Annotated in this window: 13 protein-coding genes; 6 read left to right on the top strand and 7 right to left on the bottom strand. The window is 51.6% G+C overall.

The genetic code is table 11. The features are described from left to right. Positions 1–576 precede the first annotated feature (576 nt). Positions 577–819, bottom strand: coding sequence for a hypothetical protein (locus tag ACI3K0_RS03340; RefSeq protein WP_404944899.1), 243 nt, complete (start codon positions 817–819; stop codon positions 577–579). 129 nt (positions 820–948) lie between these two features. After that, the gene (locus ACI3K0_RS03345; protein WP_404944900.1) at positions 949–1,194 is read right to left on the bottom strand and encodes a DUF982 domain-containing protein; all 246 of its coding nucleotides are present in this window, start codon (positions 1,192–1,194) and stop codon (positions 949–951) included. An 830-nt stretch (positions 1,195–2,024) separates the two neighbouring features. Here ACI3K0_RS03345 and ACI3K0_RS03350 point away from each other — a divergent pair. Continuing rightward, positions 2,025–2,807 (top strand): DUF2958 domain-containing protein, encoded by a 783-nt coding sequence (locus ACI3K0_RS03350; RefSeq protein ID WP_404944901.1) that lies wholly within the window; start codon positions 2,025–2,027, stop codon positions 2,805–2,807. A 992-nt stretch (positions 2,808–3,799) separates the two neighbouring features. Here ACI3K0_RS03350 and ACI3K0_RS03355 read toward each other — a convergent pair. From ACI3K0_RS03355 to ACI3K0_RS03370, 4 genes are all read right to left on the bottom strand, one after another. Next, complete coding sequence (locus ACI3K0_RS03355) at positions 3,800–4,048, bottom strand: DUF982 domain-containing protein (RefSeq protein ID WP_404944902.1); 249 nt, start codon at positions 4,046–4,048, stop codon at positions 3,800–3,802. A gap of 1,170 nt (positions 4,049–5,218) precedes the next feature. Beyond that, positions 5,219–5,863: a hypothetical protein gene (locus ACI3K0_RS03360; protein WP_404944903.1), complete on the bottom strand. Its 645-nt coding sequence runs from the start codon at positions 5,861–5,863 to the stop codon at positions 5,219–5,221. A gap of 55 nt (positions 5,864–5,918) precedes the next feature. After that, positions 5,919–6,740, bottom strand: coding sequence for a hypothetical protein (locus tag ACI3K0_RS03365; RefSeq protein WP_404944904.1), 822 nt, complete (start codon positions 6,738–6,740; stop codon positions 5,919–5,921). A 601-nt stretch (positions 6,741–7,341) separates the two neighbouring features. Next, a complete protein-coding gene (locus ACI3K0_RS03370) occupies positions 7,342–7,809 on the bottom strand; it encodes a hypothetical protein (RefSeq protein ID WP_404944905.1) in 468 nt (155 codons plus the stop codon). Between the two features lie 100 nt (positions 7,810–7,909). Between ACI3K0_RS03370 and ACI3K0_RS03375 the strand changes: the two genes are divergently transcribed. After that, complete coding sequence (locus ACI3K0_RS03375) at positions 7,910–8,335, top strand: DUF6626 family protein (protein WP_404944906.1); 426 nt, start codon at positions 7,910–7,912, stop codon at positions 8,333–8,335. A gap of 30 nt (positions 8,336–8,365) precedes the next feature. On the opposite strand, the gene ACI3K0_RS03380 is transcribed toward ACI3K0_RS03375, so the two are convergent. Then, positions 8,366–8,935: a tyrosine-type recombinase/integrase gene (locus ACI3K0_RS03380; RefSeq protein ID WP_404944907.1), complete on the bottom strand. Its 570-nt coding sequence runs from the start codon at positions 8,933–8,935 to the stop codon at positions 8,366–8,368. 253 nt (positions 8,936–9,188) lie between these two features. On the opposite strand from ACI3K0_RS03380, the gene ACI3K0_RS03385 reads away from it, so the two are divergent. The 4 genes from ACI3K0_RS03385 to ACI3K0_RS03400 all read left to right on the top strand — a co-directional run bounded on the left by ACI3K0_RS03385 (position 9,189) and on the right by ACI3K0_RS03400 (position 15,808). Further along, complete coding sequence (locus ACI3K0_RS03385) at positions 9,189–11,357, top strand: nuclease-related domain-containing protein (protein WP_404944908.1); 2,169 nt, start codon at positions 9,189–9,191, stop codon at positions 11,355–11,357. A gap of 522 nt (positions 11,358–11,879) precedes the next feature. Beyond that, positions 11,880–13,424 (top strand): DGQHR domain-containing protein, encoded by a 1,545-nt coding sequence (locus ACI3K0_RS03390; RefSeq protein WP_404944909.1) that lies wholly within the window; start codon positions 11,880–11,882, stop codon positions 13,422–13,424. Then, positions 13,425–14,675 carry a hypothetical protein gene (locus ACI3K0_RS03395; RefSeq protein ID WP_404944910.1) on the top strand — a complete coding sequence of 417 codons (1,251 nt, stop codon included), beginning with the start codon at positions 13,425–13,427 and terminating at the stop codon, positions 14,673–14,675. Next, positions 14,672–15,808, top strand: a complete 1,137-nt coding sequence (locus tag ACI3K0_RS03400) for a DNA adenine methylase (RefSeq protein WP_404944911.1) — start codon at positions 14,672–14,674, stop codon at positions 15,806–15,808. Before ACI3K0_RS03395 ends, ACI3K0_RS03400 begins: the two co-directional genes overlap by 4 nt. Positions 15,809–16,646 lie beyond the last annotated feature (838 nt).

Raw genomic sequence — 16,646 nt, forward strand, 5'->3', positions numbered from 1 at the left:
AGCCATCCTAAATTATTCCCATGACAAGGGCCGCGCCGATGATGATTGCCGTTACTGTAATGATCACGAGACCGAAGAGTGCAGATTTTATGAAATATGCTCTCCGTGCCTTCGCAGCATTCCACTCATACACCATTACGCTATCCACATTGGAAGGATTGAAAAAAGGCTTTGTCGCTAGCCGGGCCAGTTAGCGCTTCTGGGCCTACAAGAATCTTGGCAGCGAAGATTTCGGCAGCAAAGCCGATCAGGAAACAGGATAGCGGGCGGAGGACTTGCCGCCAGGGATCTCAGCCAAAAATGTTGCAAGAGCAGTGACCACGGTCGAGCGGTCCCATCCAGCATCTTCAGCCGCGTCAAGTAATCTGAGCACAGATGGCTCAAGAGCGAAGCGGCACTCTGCGATAAGCCCTAGGTCCCGTCCGTGCTCCGACGGCGGATTAATTTGAGCGCGCATCTCCGTCTCCTTCTAGTCTTTTCGCTAGAATGCGATTCTCAATCAGATACGAACCTCATGAAAAACATGAGGATTGTCAATTATTTTTGGCGGCGCTTTCTCGGGTACTCGCGATCAGGTCAAGGCTTCGAGGCGGATGCGAGATGGAGTCGTATCCTCAAAGCCGCCGTGAAGATGCGCAGGTTTCGATAGGCCAAAAATGGAACAGGCTCTCCGGCAACCTTTGCGGAGGTTATCTTCTCCGTCATATAGGCGCAGCCGATTTCGATTTGGTTGTTGGAGATCATATTATCAGAGGCGATTTTTCGAGCGGTGTCTCCACACATGCTTTCCTCCTCGTTTCGATGATGTTCCACAGTCATAACGGACGGATCCGTTGACGAGAAAGTCACATTTTCTCGAACCGGCTAGGTACGCGCAATAGCCATTTGCTCAAGGGCATAGGGAACCTTGGGGCGGGGGCTAAGAGGATTTGGAAAATCGGCACCCCTTTATGTGTATATCGAATAGCCAGCTTCGACCACGGCAAGGATAAAAGCCTCACGAACTACGTCCACCCCAACGTCCCGACCTTCGAGTGCCGCTAACGATATGGTGAGAGAGTCGGCAAAGCTGTTTCCCGTTATTGCCGGCCAACCAGTCATCAAACACGTTGCGGCCTCAAGCACGGTTGCGACCGATTTGGCTGTATCCTCCCGCAGGAAAACAACAGGCTCGGAGAAGTTCAAAGTTGTCATGGGTGCCTCATGTTCAGGCACTGATCACAGTCGATTAGGCATGAACAGAAACTGAACGCTCGCTGCAGTGCCTGCCCATTGAGTTTCGGACGATTGATTGGGAAGCGCGCCCTTTCTGGCGGGATGTTCGCCGGTCAATTCGAGTTGTGTTGTAAAGCGATGACTAATATCTGTAGCACATGTCGCGTGGAACAATTCTGTTTGTCGAAAATGAACCCTTGATCGCCCTTGAGTTGGACGATGGATTTCGCGACAGCGGCTTCACTCCACTTTGCGCCCCGAACGTGGCATTTGCCGTTAAGTGGCTCCACCAACAGCTGCGATCATCAATTCCGAAGCAATAATCCCACGAGCCGAACCCTTTTCGACAGATTGTCGGCAACAGGCTCAATCATGATTGTTTATAAGGGCGTGCCGATCGAAGCACAGGTAACCGCAAGCCTCCCTCCCGATTTTATCTGGATTTCCAAGCCATCGTCCTTCGACAAAATCCTGACTGCAGTGGAGCGGAAACTAAACCAGTAGCTGTCAGGCCTTTTGATGCCGCCCATCGGGACAGGGCGGCAACGGGCATATAATCCGATGGATTATATGCCCGTCTCGCGTTACAGCAACGACGCATCAATCAGCCCCGTATGCACGCCTTTGGGCTCTCATGCTGCATAGCGCATCGGATAGCCGCGATCGCGCTGTATGACCCGATACGGGCACCGCAGGGGTGATAAGCGTACGAATGCCGCCGCTAGGTTAGGCTGCAGCTAAGGGTTTGTCTTCACTCGCTCTTTTTCTGAAAAGGCTGTTTGTTTGCCCTGTAATCAACAGGGCAACATATGAACGACAGCGCGAATGACGAACCCAACCTTATCAATCAAACGCAGCCGCATTTTATTTCATCTGCGCTGCGCCGTGACCTCACCCTATTATGCTTGAACGAGCTTTTCGTCGGCAACGAGCCATTACGGTTGATCAAAAAGCAAAATCCTCTTTTCCTTCGCTATGAAACGGACGGCATCGTTTCCACACGGAACTATCTCTCCCCGGCATCATGGCGTGCGAAAATCCTCTTCGACGTTGCGGAGGGAAAGGATTTCCGTGTGCTGGAGATGGACCGGCCGGGGCGATACAAAGAAATGTTCCCGAATACATTGCTGCACCGCTTACTCTGGCATTCGCGGCCAAAAGCAAACTTCCCGCCGGTTGCACGGCTTTGCGATCCCAATGGCGACATAGAAATCCTTCTAACTCGCAGTAGGCTGTGTGGCCACGCCGTCGATGCCCTCCACAATCTATCCGGCGAACCGAGATTCCAGCCTTTATGGATTTCAGACATCATCGCGTTGCGTCCCATGCTGGGCATTGAGCTTGTCCGAGATCCGCATTTTTCGACGTCCAGCACGTTAAGCCATTTCTTGAAAGCCGCCAGCATCGCCGGACAAGTGGTCAGCAAAATCGATTTAAGCAATTTGCCAATCGAAGCGAGTTCACCGCGCCTGCATTTGCCGCAGCCGCAGGCACAAGCATTGCGGCTGATGGAGCTTCTCGCAAGGCAATCGAATATCGCCTTTGATCCGCTTTCGCGCTCGATCTATGACGACTACGACCTGGGACCATAGCGAAGAAGCAAAGCTCAACTCGGTTGTCCCCGAAACATTCGGTGGCTGCGAATGAGGGAAATCTGGCACACTGAGATCGCTGATAGATCGAAGAGAGACGGTCAGCCCAAGCTCTCTTCACCACAGCCAGAGCAAAGCGCAGATAATGGCCGCCCACACCGCGACCGATATGAGCAGAACAAGCAGATAATTTCGAAATCGCCTCGTCACTTCTAAACCCTTCGCGAAGCGCACGATAACGATTGGTCAAGCTGTGACGAGTGCTAGATCTGGCAACGCCGATACCCGCCGCCTGGAGGGGTAGTTAACTCCTCGTTAACCAAGTTGAGTAATGCTCACATTTGTCCAGCCATATTCAAGAAGTCTCCATGAGGCTAGCAAGATATATGGCGAAGGAAATCTGAGCCGTATTACCAGGTTCCTTCTCTTCCTGCTTTTGACTGCGGGACATAGGAACCCGCCAGATCTGAATTTGTTGGTCGGAAATTGGAGCGCTAACTATGGAACACTACCCGCCGCGCTATGCGATGCAACAGGATGGGGACAAATCGTGGTCCGTCACGGACACGGCTATTGATGAGACGTGCAGAGAAAGCTGCGTAATCATGGGACTTTCACGCAAGCAGGTCAAAGTGATCATCAAAGCTCTGAATAGACCGGCAGAACGCCCACTGGACGAGGCGACAAACGATCAGCCTGCTGACAGTTCAATACGGAATTGACGGTTTTTCTCAGTCATTCAATCAGAATAGAATCTTCGGATGAATTCCAGTCCGTGTGGTGTGCAAGCGCTTCCACACAGATCGATAAGCCACGACTGAGGAATCACAAGCGTCGTTAGAAAGATCAGAGGCGGTAAGACGAGGACAGCGGCCGGGATAAAGAGTACAGGAAGTAGAGCTTCCTTCCAGGTCAACCGCCGGTCTTCGACATGTCCAGGTTCTTTGGGCTTGTTCATGCGGCCTCCTGCAGCCGGGCTTTGATCGGTCCCGCTATTGTTCAACCTGGATACCAGCTTCTAAAGCAGCCTGAACAAATGCAGACCTTGCAACCTCGGTCGGAATTTCCTCCTCAAGGCAATCGAGGCAGGCTTTAACCGCCTCGTAAAAATACTCTCCGTCATCGATAGGCCACTCGATAAGCAGTTCCTGTGCAGCGTCTTGCACAGAACAAATGTCGCATTTTCTTCCATTATGCTGCAGTCTGACAGGCTTGAAAGCATGAATTATGCTCTGTTTCAAAACAGAACTCCCTCCGCTGTGGTTGTCTTGTCGCACGTCGCAATAACCATGCCACCGTACATTTTTTGACCTTCGACCGTTCTGCGCAAAACAACGTATTTGCATCTGAGAGTCCGGGTTTAGCGATGCAGCCTTCGAAGTAACGGGGCATGCGTCAATGCACTGATGTGATCACCGAACTTGAAGCCTGTCGGCGCCAGCCAAAACGAGAGGGCCGTATCACGGCAGCCTAATTGGCTGACTTGCCAGTCGCAACGCATAGAAAAGAGGAAACCGGTGTTCCGCTCCCACGTTGTCTTCGCCGCCCTGATCTGTGATCGCCTATCCATGGACGAGCAACGGGAGTTTCTCCATGGAGACCACATTGGAGGTTCTCACGGCCACTATCTCTATGATCTAATCAGCAAGGCGTGTTGCTGCCAAATTTAGCGCGCCACTCAAGATGTTTTTTCACCGAGGCAAATTCAGTTCGAGTGATTTTGCCGACCTCGAAGGTGAGGACCGCTTCGGGCTTTCCATTACAGGCCCTTCGGTACGCCTTCATCACAGGGCCATTGAAGAAAACATATCTACTAAGATCGACACAATTTTTCGGCCCAGATGAAATGAAATTTCCACTTGGGTCACAGCTTCGCTCGTAGGGATATGTCGCAGCATACGCCGTCAATCTTTCAAACGCCGCCGTTTGCGTGAACATGCAGCAGAAGGCGTAGACGATAGCCGAGAAAAACGCGAAGAGCGTTCCCAGTCTGACTATGGCTTGCCCAACTGTGGGGCTGACGTCCTCGTTGTGGGTCACAGACTTCTCGGATGAATTTCTCAGAAGGTTCTATAATCGACTCGATAAAATAAAACTTGCTTACGACAACCTAGTCAGACCGCAAGCGGCGCAAAGTTACGGTGTTGATTGCCCTGGGCGCATTCCTGCCGTCAAAATCACAGCGGTAGTCCTCAGAACAGCCCGCCGCGCTTGGTCAATGTGCAAGGAAAACACCGCTTACGAAAAGACGATACTGGCTGAGGATTGACACACGGCGACCTTTCAACGAAAGGCAGCCCGCTGCTAGGGAGTGATCTGGGGTGCCTACGACTTTTATGACGGCAGAAAACTGAGACGCAAAAACCGGCTTCACGAATCGTGAAGCCGGTTTGTCTTTGTCAAAGGCCCGCTCAATCCAACAGTCTTCGTGCGCCAAATCTCCTAGCAAGGACGAGATTTGGGTGTGATCTAGGCGAAGCCTGTTGCGATTGAGTTGTTGCGGGCGCCTGTGTCAGGGCATCAAGTTCGGCCCTGAGGCTCTCTGACTGAAGATGACGCAGATAGTCGCGTTTATCGATACCGGGGGTGTTTTGCTGCCTGAGGGGAATAACCCAATATTCCAGCAATCGCTGGGCCTCATAGTAGCGATCTTCGGGACCCAAATATTCAAAAGCAGGTTCCGAAAATCCACCCTCATCCGCAGTACCACGAATATTGTTGTCGTACTGGTCCATCAGTTGTTCGGCCCTGTCCCGAAACGCTTCAGCACGTTGTTGTTGCGCTGATGTCGCGGGTTCGATGGTGACGTGCCCGAGATTAAGGGCACGGTTCACCTCGACGAGCAGTTTATTGGCCCGCCTCGACCAATCCTCCGCGGAATCGCTCAGATTGGCCGCCGTGCTTTGCAGCGACACATCGGCCCCGCTGGCATAGGCTTCATATTGGTCACCAAGCAGAACCTGCATGGCGCCAGCCGAATAGAGATGGTCTGGATGCTCTTCCAGATATCCGATACGGTGCTCCAATTGTTCGATGAAGAAATCATTTGTTGCCATTTTTCGCTCCCTTGTTGGAACGCACGAAAAAAGGGGATCCGAAGATCCCCTCTCATCATGCGGCTCTCATTTCATCATCGGCACTACCCGCAGTTGCTGGGCCGCTCTCAGGAGAGCTTTCCTTCGCTGCGGCATGGAGCCGTTCTTTCTGGGCCGAGTAGGATGCGACGGCGATACGTTTGATCTCATCCTCGTCGTTTGAGCCGAACAAGAGATGCAAACCGCCATCCCTGTAATGAACGATGGCCAAACCGATGTGGTCTTCGTTCAGGTGGATGGTGTCAGGCGCAACCTTGAGGGTTGCGACTGGCTTCACCCGCAGTAGTGACAACGGTATCTCAGCGCTGCCGCTGATTTTCCCTGTTCGCCCCTTATGCGTGGTGTCCACCATGTCGAGTGTCCTAAGGGCTTCGATACGACGGAGAGTTTTGCTGCCTTTGACAGCTTCCGCAGTATCGATCTTGTCGCGGAATTCCGAAACCTCAGTCACATCCAGCGATACGAGGTACCGCAGCGGACGTGCCCAATTCTCGTAGGTTCGATTAGGAACCCACTTTTTATCTTTTTCTTCCCCGAACAGCGTTCGGAGATAATAGAGATACTCATTGGCAGGCGCACCGGTTTTACCGGATTTGGGAACTGTAATGTTCTTTTCCGCCATGACGTCGTAAAACTGCTTCTTAAACTCATCTGACACCTCAATCTGCTTAACAAGAGCAGCGGAAAGCGCCAGCAAGTAGCCCTTCTGCGTATCCGCCACCCTGATCCGATCCTCCAGACGAGTTCCCTCGTTCTGGAAAATTTTAAGGGCACCGGAGACGCCGTCCCGGACCAGTTCTTCAGTTGTCAAAGAGCGTTCATTTGCAAGTTTCGTCATGTTGAATTCCTTTCAAAAGTTGGGTTCATGGTTGCGGGCACGATGCCCCAGCCCCAGAGGGGCCGACCAAAAAATCAACTGTTCGAAACGAACCGTCATGGCGCTCTTGATCAGAACACCTACGCATTTGCTCTCATGGCGAAGCAAAATCAACAAAATAAGATAGTTACTCGCATTTTCACCAAGATAGGGTGAACGCTGTTATCGTTAGGTTTTCCGCATGAATGTTTCGCTTGAACGGATCCTAATGCGGATGATGAACCCGGGTTCAGTTTCTGAGTATTGTTTGGTTTCAGGGGATTAAATGAGGGCGTATTTAAGGGTTAAGGAGAGGGCTTCACGAATCGTGAAGCGTGTTTGGACTGGTTAAGCAGCGCAGAGATGTTTGGGGCGGGAGAAGTGCAGCGGAGTGATGGTGCATTTCTGTTAGTCTGAAGATCTATGTTTTTGTTGATTTCATGTATTTCATTTTCTGTTCCAATTTAGTGGCAAGGAACAATTGCGCCTCTGTGAAGGAGCATCGATGTTCCTACCTTCCGCACGATGCAACGTAAGCGTGGCCACACGGTTCGTCGCGGAAAGATTGTTTTGCCGTAGCCGCTCAGTTCGGCATGAATTGGCGCAGCAACACCATTTGATCGCTGTCATACAAGAAGTTCGGCATTTCTTTGGTGCAATATCTGCCTAAGCGCTCCAAGTCGGTAATCACTTGAAAATCTACAGTTCCGGCCTCGGTGAGGCAGTTCCATGTCAAAATCGTCTTTCTAGCGAGATCTAAGAAGTCGGATGTGGGAAAACGGATGATACCGTGAGCATGGATATTGGTGCGGGTATGCTCGATGAAAAATATCCCGTCACTTCTGTCGGATGCTGGCAGCCGATGCCATTTATGTCCAAGTAGCTTTCGGTCCATCATGCCGCAAAACTTGCCGATCAGCCGCGTGACCTCTTCGACACTGCTCGTCTTGTTCAACGCAAGCGTGACGAAGGCATTGGGATTGAAGCTTTCGATCAGTTCGATGTGTGCCGATCGCAGCGCATTTCTATGGTCATGTGAAGGTTGGCTCATATTTCTCTCCCGCTGCTCTCACAGCAGCTTTTTCAATAAATATTTATGCAAAAGCAGCATCGGGCCGTGCGGACGATGGAAATATTGAAAAGGAGACGGAATGAGCGTTATCGAATTTCTGGAACAGGTATGTGAGCGCATGCAGCGCGTGGGACTGGTGAACACCAAGGCCGAGTTTTCAGAGCGGATGTTGGGAAAGGCCCCCAGTTACCTGACATCCATGAAGACCCGTGAACGCCATGCCTCCCAAGACGTGATCGATTATCTCGGGGCGAGATTGAGGGCCGATCTGACAATTGACGGCACACGGATTGAAATTCTCAAGGCTCAGTTGGAACAAGAGGAACTGCGCCAAATGCATCGCCTCGACCTGATTGCATGGATGGGTACCGAGTGCTGCGATGAGGAAATCGCTGATCCGGTGGCACAAAAAACTATAGCCGTAGATAATCCGGCATTCTTTGACCGTTGGGTTTCTATCTTGCGACCGCACCGTCGCGATCACGCGGTACGGGGTGCCGGTTGATTCCGCAGGTAAACGAGGTTCTGTTACGGTCTATAGAAGATCGACCGCGGCCTTCATCATGTCGTCTCGCACATCTATGTAGCGTTGCGTGGTCGTGAGGTTCTTGTGGCCAGCAAGCGTCATGATGACCTTGGGACTGACACCGGAATGTGCAAGGCGGGTGATAAACCAGCGCCGACCACTGTGTGAAGTTGCCCCATCCAGACCAGCGGTTCCGTAAATCTGCGCCATGAGCTGACAGAGGGTATTGGCGGAAAATGCGGTCTTCTTCTGTGTAATCAGCAACGGGCAATCAGCCCCTCGCTCACCGAGGCATTCGACCTGATATCGGACGATCTCCCGACGCAGCCTGTCATTGAGGAAGACAACGCGGGCGTGGCCGCCTTTCGTGATCTCGGCGCTCAGGCGTAGCTGCTCACGAGGCGTTCCATCGCCGTCAATAATGTCGGAGACTTTCAGCGCGGCGATTTCGCCTACACGCAACCCGGCGAAATGCGAAAGTAGGATCGCCAGCTTGTCTCGCGTCGCATGTTTCCTCTGCGACACTACGGCCATCAGCCGCTTGAATTCTGCATCCGTCAGAACGCGTGCTTGCTTCATGGAACCTCACAAAAAGCTGTTGTCGTTGCTTTTCGTTATGTTGCCGAATGGGGAAAAGAGCGAGCGCAGATTTCACCTGAAAATTTCCAAGCAAATCCAATAGCTCAGGGGGTGAGACGGCCGGAACCTAAGAAAATGCGTGTTTTATGAGGTCCAAGGTTTGGCTGGCAAAGTCGCTATGCGCCAATTGCGGCCAGCGTTATAAGCGTACATGGAGTTCGCACGCGGCACTCTGTTGATGCCGGGGGGAAGCATGAACAACGATCGACAACGCCCAGAGCCAAGGGCATTCACCGCAATATTCGCGGATTTGAAGGATCTCGCCCAAAGCGAAGGCGCTCTCCACGAGATTTCCGGCCTCGTTTACCGCGATTGGGTGATCACTTACGACCAGAGGGACGGTAGAGTTACAAACGATCCTGAATATCGTTGGTCTACGTCGCGTCTAAACAAGAATGAATTGATGCTGCTAGTGGGACTCATGGTGCAATCGCCAAGTCATCACACCTATTCGACCGTCGCGTTTGATGGTGATTTTGTGGAGAGGACGGACACTTTGCTCCGAGAATTGCACGACCGCATTTTGGTTGATGCGATACCCGCCTTTGATTCGGTCACACGAACATTCGCGGATGGGCATGACCACGTTGGTCCGCTGGCGCGGGAGGCTATCTACTATGGTGCTGAGAATTTTTACACGCACCAATTGCTGAAGTTTACGCGCGTTAGATACCGGGATGATGCCACGTGGCTACTGCGAAACGCCGGCGTATCCATCCGGCCAATTATCGACATCACAACCTTCATATTGAATCGCATTAATGCTCAGATGTCGGCGATCGGGCACCTTCGTGGAGTAGGCCAGATTTTCGGAAATGGCGATCTGACAAATAGTCTCCTGATAGAAAAGTCTGATCTGCGCAAACGGTTTGGCTCGAAGGTTGATGCCTATATCGGCAAGTTTGCGACACCCATCAACTGTGCGAACAAATGCTTCACCGATCCGTTCGCAGTGAACGCTGTCGCGATCGCTCCTCTCATCGACATGGGCCAACACCTATACGTCGCTAACCAATTTCGATTGGTCGAGAGCCTTTATGAAAGTCCATTCTACTGGATGGGTCTCGACAAGGCTTATCTGAACACCCAGGCAGCCCACCGCGGTGCTTTCCTTGAGCAGACAACGGCCCAAATCCTCCGGTCAGTCTTCGGTGCGGATCATGTATTTGAAAACGTGATCCTCCATCATGGCTCAAAAGACCGTGCCGGCGAGATCGATGTACTCGTCATTTACGGCGAATTTGTTCTCATCGTGCAGGCAAAATCCAAGCGCGTGACGATGAAAGCTCGTGCAGGTGATCTGGATGCTTTGAACGCAGATTTCACGGGAGCAATACAGGCCCCCTATGAACAGGCATTGAGTTGCGGGAACCTCATTCAACGCGGCGCGCGCTGTATCAGCACCGACGGCAAAAATGTGGATCTGCCCCATCTGCCGCGCATATTTCCGGTTGTGATACTGAGTGATCCATTTCCATCATCAACGCTGCTTTCACACAGTCTGCTCGAGCGAAGCCCAGGCAGTGCGCCCGTCATATGGGATATAGGTGTGCTCGATTGCGTGGCCCGTACCCTGCCAGCGCCGATAGACTTGCTTTTCTATCTGCAATGTAGAGCGCAGGTTTTTGAGACGGTGATGTCCGATAGCGAGTACAATTATCTGGGCTATCACATCCAAGCCAAGCTAGCGCTTCCTCCAGATGTAGATGGCATGACACTGGACCGGGACTTTGCGACCGTTGTTGATGACTTCATGTTGGCCGCCGATTTCGGTATTTCCGTGGCTCGACCGGCAGGTGTCCTAGAACGGCTTTCGATCCCGGCGATCTCAGAGCTGCTACAATTTTTGAAACATGCTGATCCGCAACTTTCCTCGATCGTGGTGGACCTCTACGATTTCTCGCAAGCGGCCTTGGAGGACTTGTCCAAAACCATTCTGGCGATCCGAAACGAGGTGCGGCGCACGCGCAAAGCTATTAAGGCGTTCTCCATACTTACTGGCACAGGCGGCCTAACTTACGCTGTGACATCAGACTTCAGTGAGCCTACGTGCACATCGGCAGAGATGATCGGCCGAAAACACAAATATGATCAGCGCCGGGAGCGCTGGTATGTCATTGTTGACTGCGTGCGAACCGAGAGGCCTGTCGATGGATTGTTGTCCCTCGTTTACTCATGGGTAGAAGATAGGACTGAAGCCACGAATTCTGAAACTGTCGCCTCCATCTTCAACTCTACCTTTCAAGAAAGGAGGGTCGGTGAAGGCAATTTTGCTGAACGCCAGCATCAAGAGTATACGTCATCGCCTACTCAGGAAAGCTCTGCAGCCCATGACGCCGATGTAACTGGCGAAACGGGTTGAATAGCAACTTAAACAAACAGACGCATTGAGCGTCCCCACCCACAGAAATCGTCTAAATTCCGGTCGATCTTGGCAATTGGAATGACCGGCGCGGCGGCGCGTAAAGGGGCGGACTTTGGCTCGCTTTCCTCCGTCCGGCTAGAAAACCGGACGGGCAGCTTCCAACCCGATCTGCGGCATGCTTCAATAGTTCTGCACGCCTCAGGCCTAAAGCGGGAATCACACCCCGCAACATCACAAACTGCGAATTTTGTGATGTGCCAATTCAGATGTGCCGAATTGACGTCGATCGAGCTACCGTCCGGAGGTACCTAAAAAGTGTTTGAGCAACGAATGGCCCTATTATGTCGATCTGGCTGAAGCCATTCTGACCGGGCGGCAAATCGCTTGAAGGAAATTTTCCAATTGCGACTAGAATTTCATATTATGTTGTGAATTTTCTAGCGAGACTACAACCAGAGCAATATTCGAGTGGACGTCCTTCGCGATAGCGAGATAGCTGTTGACGAGGTGGAGATTTTGATGACGAAAGTAAAAGCGCTAAGGTTTCATCAATGGTTGCCTGAGTGGGATCATTTTGAATTTTCTGAAGAAAGCCGCCGTGCGAAGCCTGAGCCATTCGCCTACCTATTTTCCATGTCGGCAGTAAAATTGAGATCCCTAAGCGGCGTATATCATCGCGTACATGACGATGATGGAGCAGAGGGCCTTCAGCGCAAGCACAACCCTGAACGCTCCGTCGAAATTCGCGATTTTGTTCGTACGGGATATCCTCACAGCAGCCTGCCCAAAAAGCAGCAGACTGCAGATAACGAAAAGCTCCGAAAACCCGGCTGGCTTCCGACAGCCATCGTCATCAATATTATAAATGCTGGCGAGGAACGTCGAGGTAAAACGCTGTTGGAAGCAGATGAGATCTCTTTCTCTAACTCTAGTGGTAACGAGGTCGATCTGACGTTGCCGATTGGCGATGGTGAGACAAATTGGCGTCCCAGCGAGCCGAATGGCCTGGAGCCTTTTGAAGTAATTGACGGTCAACACAGATTGTGGGCATTCGGAGAGGATGAGTACGGCAACAAGTTGCCGGACGACTTCGAACTGCCCGTTGTGGCTTTTCGCGGATTGGATATCGGCTGGCAGGCTTATCTTTTCTGGTCCATCAATGTTTCGCCCAAAAAGATAAATCCAAGCCACGCGTTTGATCTCTATCCGCTGCTGCGCTCCCAAGACTGGCTTGAAACATTTTCTGAGCTTAAAGTTTACCGTGAGGCCCGGGCCCAAGAGTTAACTGACCTACTAAATCAATACCCAGGAAGCCCGTGGCATAAGCGTATCAATATGCTTGGCTTGCCACGCGCAGACATGCCAGCGGGAACGCGAGTATCTCAGAATAGCTGGGTCGCAGCACTATCAAGTACTTACCTCTCCTATGGTAGAAAGGGTGCCACAGCCAACAAAGGGTTGTTTGTCGCCGATGTAGCGAAGAAAGGACCACTGTCGTGGGCTCGACCGCTGCAGGCCGCATTCCTAATCTGCCTATGGGATCGCTTGCGCTACTGGGTAGTAAATTCTGATCACGGTTGGGTTCGACAGCTCGTTAACCCAAACAATCAAGGCAACCTTGTAAAAGTTGAAGATACTGACGCTTTTACAGGGTCGAAGACAATACTTAACCAAGACCAAGGCGTGCGCGGGATACTCGCGCTCTCTAATGACTTATTTTATATCTTGGCCCACAAGGATCGTAGCTATTTCGAAATAGAGCCCGATTACGAAACGATCGGCAGCGAAACGGAAAATCTTCACATCGACCTTGCCGTCAGCGCGCTCAAGAGCCACAAAATTTTCTCGTATATTGACGAGTTCGCCAAGGCGGCCAGTTCATACGATTGGCAGTCCGCTGACGCCCCCAATCTACCAGATGACGAAAAGCTCAAGAAGCGGGCATTTCGCGGTAGCGGTGGTTATGTAGTAATTAGAAGCGAGCTCGCACGCCATCTTCAGCAGTCGGCTAGCCCCGTCGCACAGCTAGCGACCGAGTGGTTGCACCTAAATTCTGGTAACTAAATGGCTACAACACTAGCCGCTCAGCCTACTTCGCCATCAAGCGCGGAAGTCGTTAACTATTTTGCAACACTCAAAGCCAGCGGACGGAATTCATGGCTCAACGTTGCTCATCCTCGTCAAGACGGCGAGCTCCCGGCCAGGTTAAGCACACTGTCGCCGGCAGAAAAAATTGCGCTTGCATCAATTCGTGGGCCGCTCCATTGCGCTGACGGATGGAGTTATCTATCGCAAGCTATGCGTGCCTTGTTCTCGGGTCATGCTCATACTTGCCGCCATTTAGCATATTATGCGGAACTACGCGCAGGACTCTCCATTCTTGCCAGCCAAGGAGTGTGCATTGGAAAGAAATATCATTTTTACGTTGATGCAGCCGGGGACGTCCGTGCGTGGGAAGGTCAGAGTACCCATGAAGAAATTTGGAATGCCTTGACCCAATGGGCCGGCTTTAACGGCTCGTTCGAAGTAATGATGGCTGCATTAAAAATTGGTGGTGTATCGCTTGAAAGCGCCATCAAGACATTTTTTCCAGTGCTGCCCTCAGCGCAACTTGGAACGCAACTGATAAGGTCATGGGGATATGACCTTGGGAAGGGTCATCAAGACCGCGCCACTCGCAACATCTCGAGTTATGGCGTGAATGACCTGACGGAGTTGCCGACCTCTCTTTCCAAGGGGTTCGAATTAGCGAAAACGATATGGGAAGCTATCGCGCCGGTTGGAAACTCTCTGGAAGTCTACCTGCTGAAGAACCTGCTGCGGGATCAAATCCGTAAATCAGGCGATACGTATCTGCCTCACTATAAAACGCAATATAACAGTCTGGATCCACGGCTTCGCCGGCATTTCGAATGGAAGTTCGTAACCGCACCATTGAAGCGGTCAATACATCCGATCTTCGTGTTAGCTAGTGACCATACGCCTCCAGCCCGTCCCGAGGCAGTATTAAGCCGCGCGCTCCTGCTCCTGCGACTTGCCACACAGATGAACAATCAGAATTTCGAAGCCGCTGGCCTTAATACGATCGATGACCTGCAATTCTGGTGGCCCAAGTTCGGTTCCGAACGTGGTTTCTATGATCACTCAGCGCCACCGGATGAACTGTCGGATTTGTGGTCGGATGTCGAAATTGCACTAGAGGATTTGGTCGATCCTGCGCCCGCAACACCATATGCTTTTGCCCGACTTGATATGCCGAGTTTCAATAGGATATGGGAGACCGATCGATCTGTCCTGTGGGCGTTAATTAAATGAAATATATGGGCTCCAAGCGCGCCATGCTCAAAAACGGCCTTGGCGAGACGCTTGAGGGGGCCATTGACGGCGCTAGACGAGTTCTCGACCTATTCACGGGGTCCGCTGCGGTAGCTTGGCATGTGGCACAAAGACATCCTGTTGAAGTCGTTGCATCGGATCTACAGCTTTACTCGACCACACTGGCCTCAGCCATACTATCCCGCACGTCCCCCATCATTGACCTAACCTGGATCGAAAGTTGGATCGAGCGCGCTTCGTCCCGCTTAATTGAGGAAAGCATCTTTCGAGATGCTCAGGCACTTCAATCTCGACTAGGCGAATTGCCAATCGAGATAGCATCGGAGAATGCTCGTGCTTTATGTGCAACTGCCAAAGCTTTGCCGATCTCGCTTAGTTACGGCGGATACTATTTGTCACCCTTGCAATCGATATGGCTTGACGCTCTCCGGCAGACCCTCCCAGACGAGGACATTCTGAAAAGCGTGGCGCTGGCATCGCTAATACAAACCGCTAGCCGCGCATCGGCTTCGCCAGGGCACACTGCTCAGCCATTTAAAGCTAACGACACCGCAGGCCGTTTTCTACTCGAGGCATGGCGTCGTGACGTGGTCGCTTTGGCAAAAAGCTCGGCGGCCGAGATCTGCTCAAAATATGCTCTGAGAAAAGGACAAGCGATTTGCGGCGACGCATTACAAGTCGCGGAGTTAGCGCAACCGGGTGATTTGGCCTTTCTAGATCCGCCCTATTCAGGTGTGCACTACAGCCGCTTCTACCATGTACTCGAGACTGTTGCTCGTGGCTCAGCTGGGGCCGCCGAGGGAGCTGGTAGATACCCTCCTCCAAGTGAGCGCCCTCACTCTGATTTCAGCATCACGACCAAATCAGGGCGAGCTTTCGATCTATTGCTGAATACTCTTGCCGAAAAGGGCGCATCTGCCATCGTCACATTTCCAGCTGGAATAGCGTCTAATGGGTTGAGCGGAGAAGCAGTAAAAATCATCGCCGAAAAGCATTTTCATATCGATCTTGAGAAGGTTTCTTCACGATTTTCGACACTTGGCGGAAATACGAAGAATAGAATAGCTCGACATGATACGCACGAGCTTATTTTACGCCTTTCGCCTCGTTAAAGGTGTTGCGGAAGGCCAATGTTTTCTCGCTAATATCAGACTGAGCATACAGCTTGCTACGGGATGACACCTTTATCTGCATTTGAGTTTCTGGGCTGCAATCCTCATTTCGTCCTTCAGGACGTCAGCCGATGTTCCAGATATAATAGTGTCGCGATTATCGAAGAAGCGGATCAAAAACTCTCTGTCTGCTCTCCTGCGATATCGGCTTAACTGATATACCGCGGCTAATTTACCCGCCAACGTACCTGGCTGATCAAGTAGGCCAACCAAATCAAGAAATTGCCTCTGACGACGATCGGCCAAATCCAAGAACAATTTAATTATATAGGCGACCGTCGAGCCCGATAACGTAATCAGTGGAATAATAATGCTAATTTGTGCGCCATAATCTGAGATCCACGCTCCTATTTTTTCCAAAAGCCTTCCCTTACTATTGTCTATGGGGCCAATACACCGGCGAAGATGTTTTCACTCCATACGTTGCCAGACTAAGCTTGGGGCTGACATGGTGGCGCCGCGCAGCCCTTGACATAGGAAGCATCTATCCTTCAGCCTCAACTAAGCCGCGAAATGCCAAAGCTGCACACTACTCACCCGCCTGCTGCTGTACAATAGATCTGAACAGGCCGGAGGGGCGCATTTCTAAATTATATTCTATCGGGTCTTCGACTACATGGTCGAGCATAAAAAGGAATGCTTGGAGGTTTTGAGCGGCAAAAAGCTGATGCTGTTTTGTTTGAAGTATTCCAATTGCAATGACACAGATCCGATATATTCGGTCGCGGTAGAGCAAAAGTGTATTGTCTGGAAACTCAACGTTGGGAATTCCTTGGTC

Source organism: Rhizobium sp. ZW T2_16, assembly GCF_044987325.1.
GTDB classification, from domain to species: domain Bacteria; phylum Pseudomonadota; class Alphaproteobacteria; order Rhizobiales; family Rhizobiaceae; genus Neorhizobium; species Neorhizobium cellulosilyticum.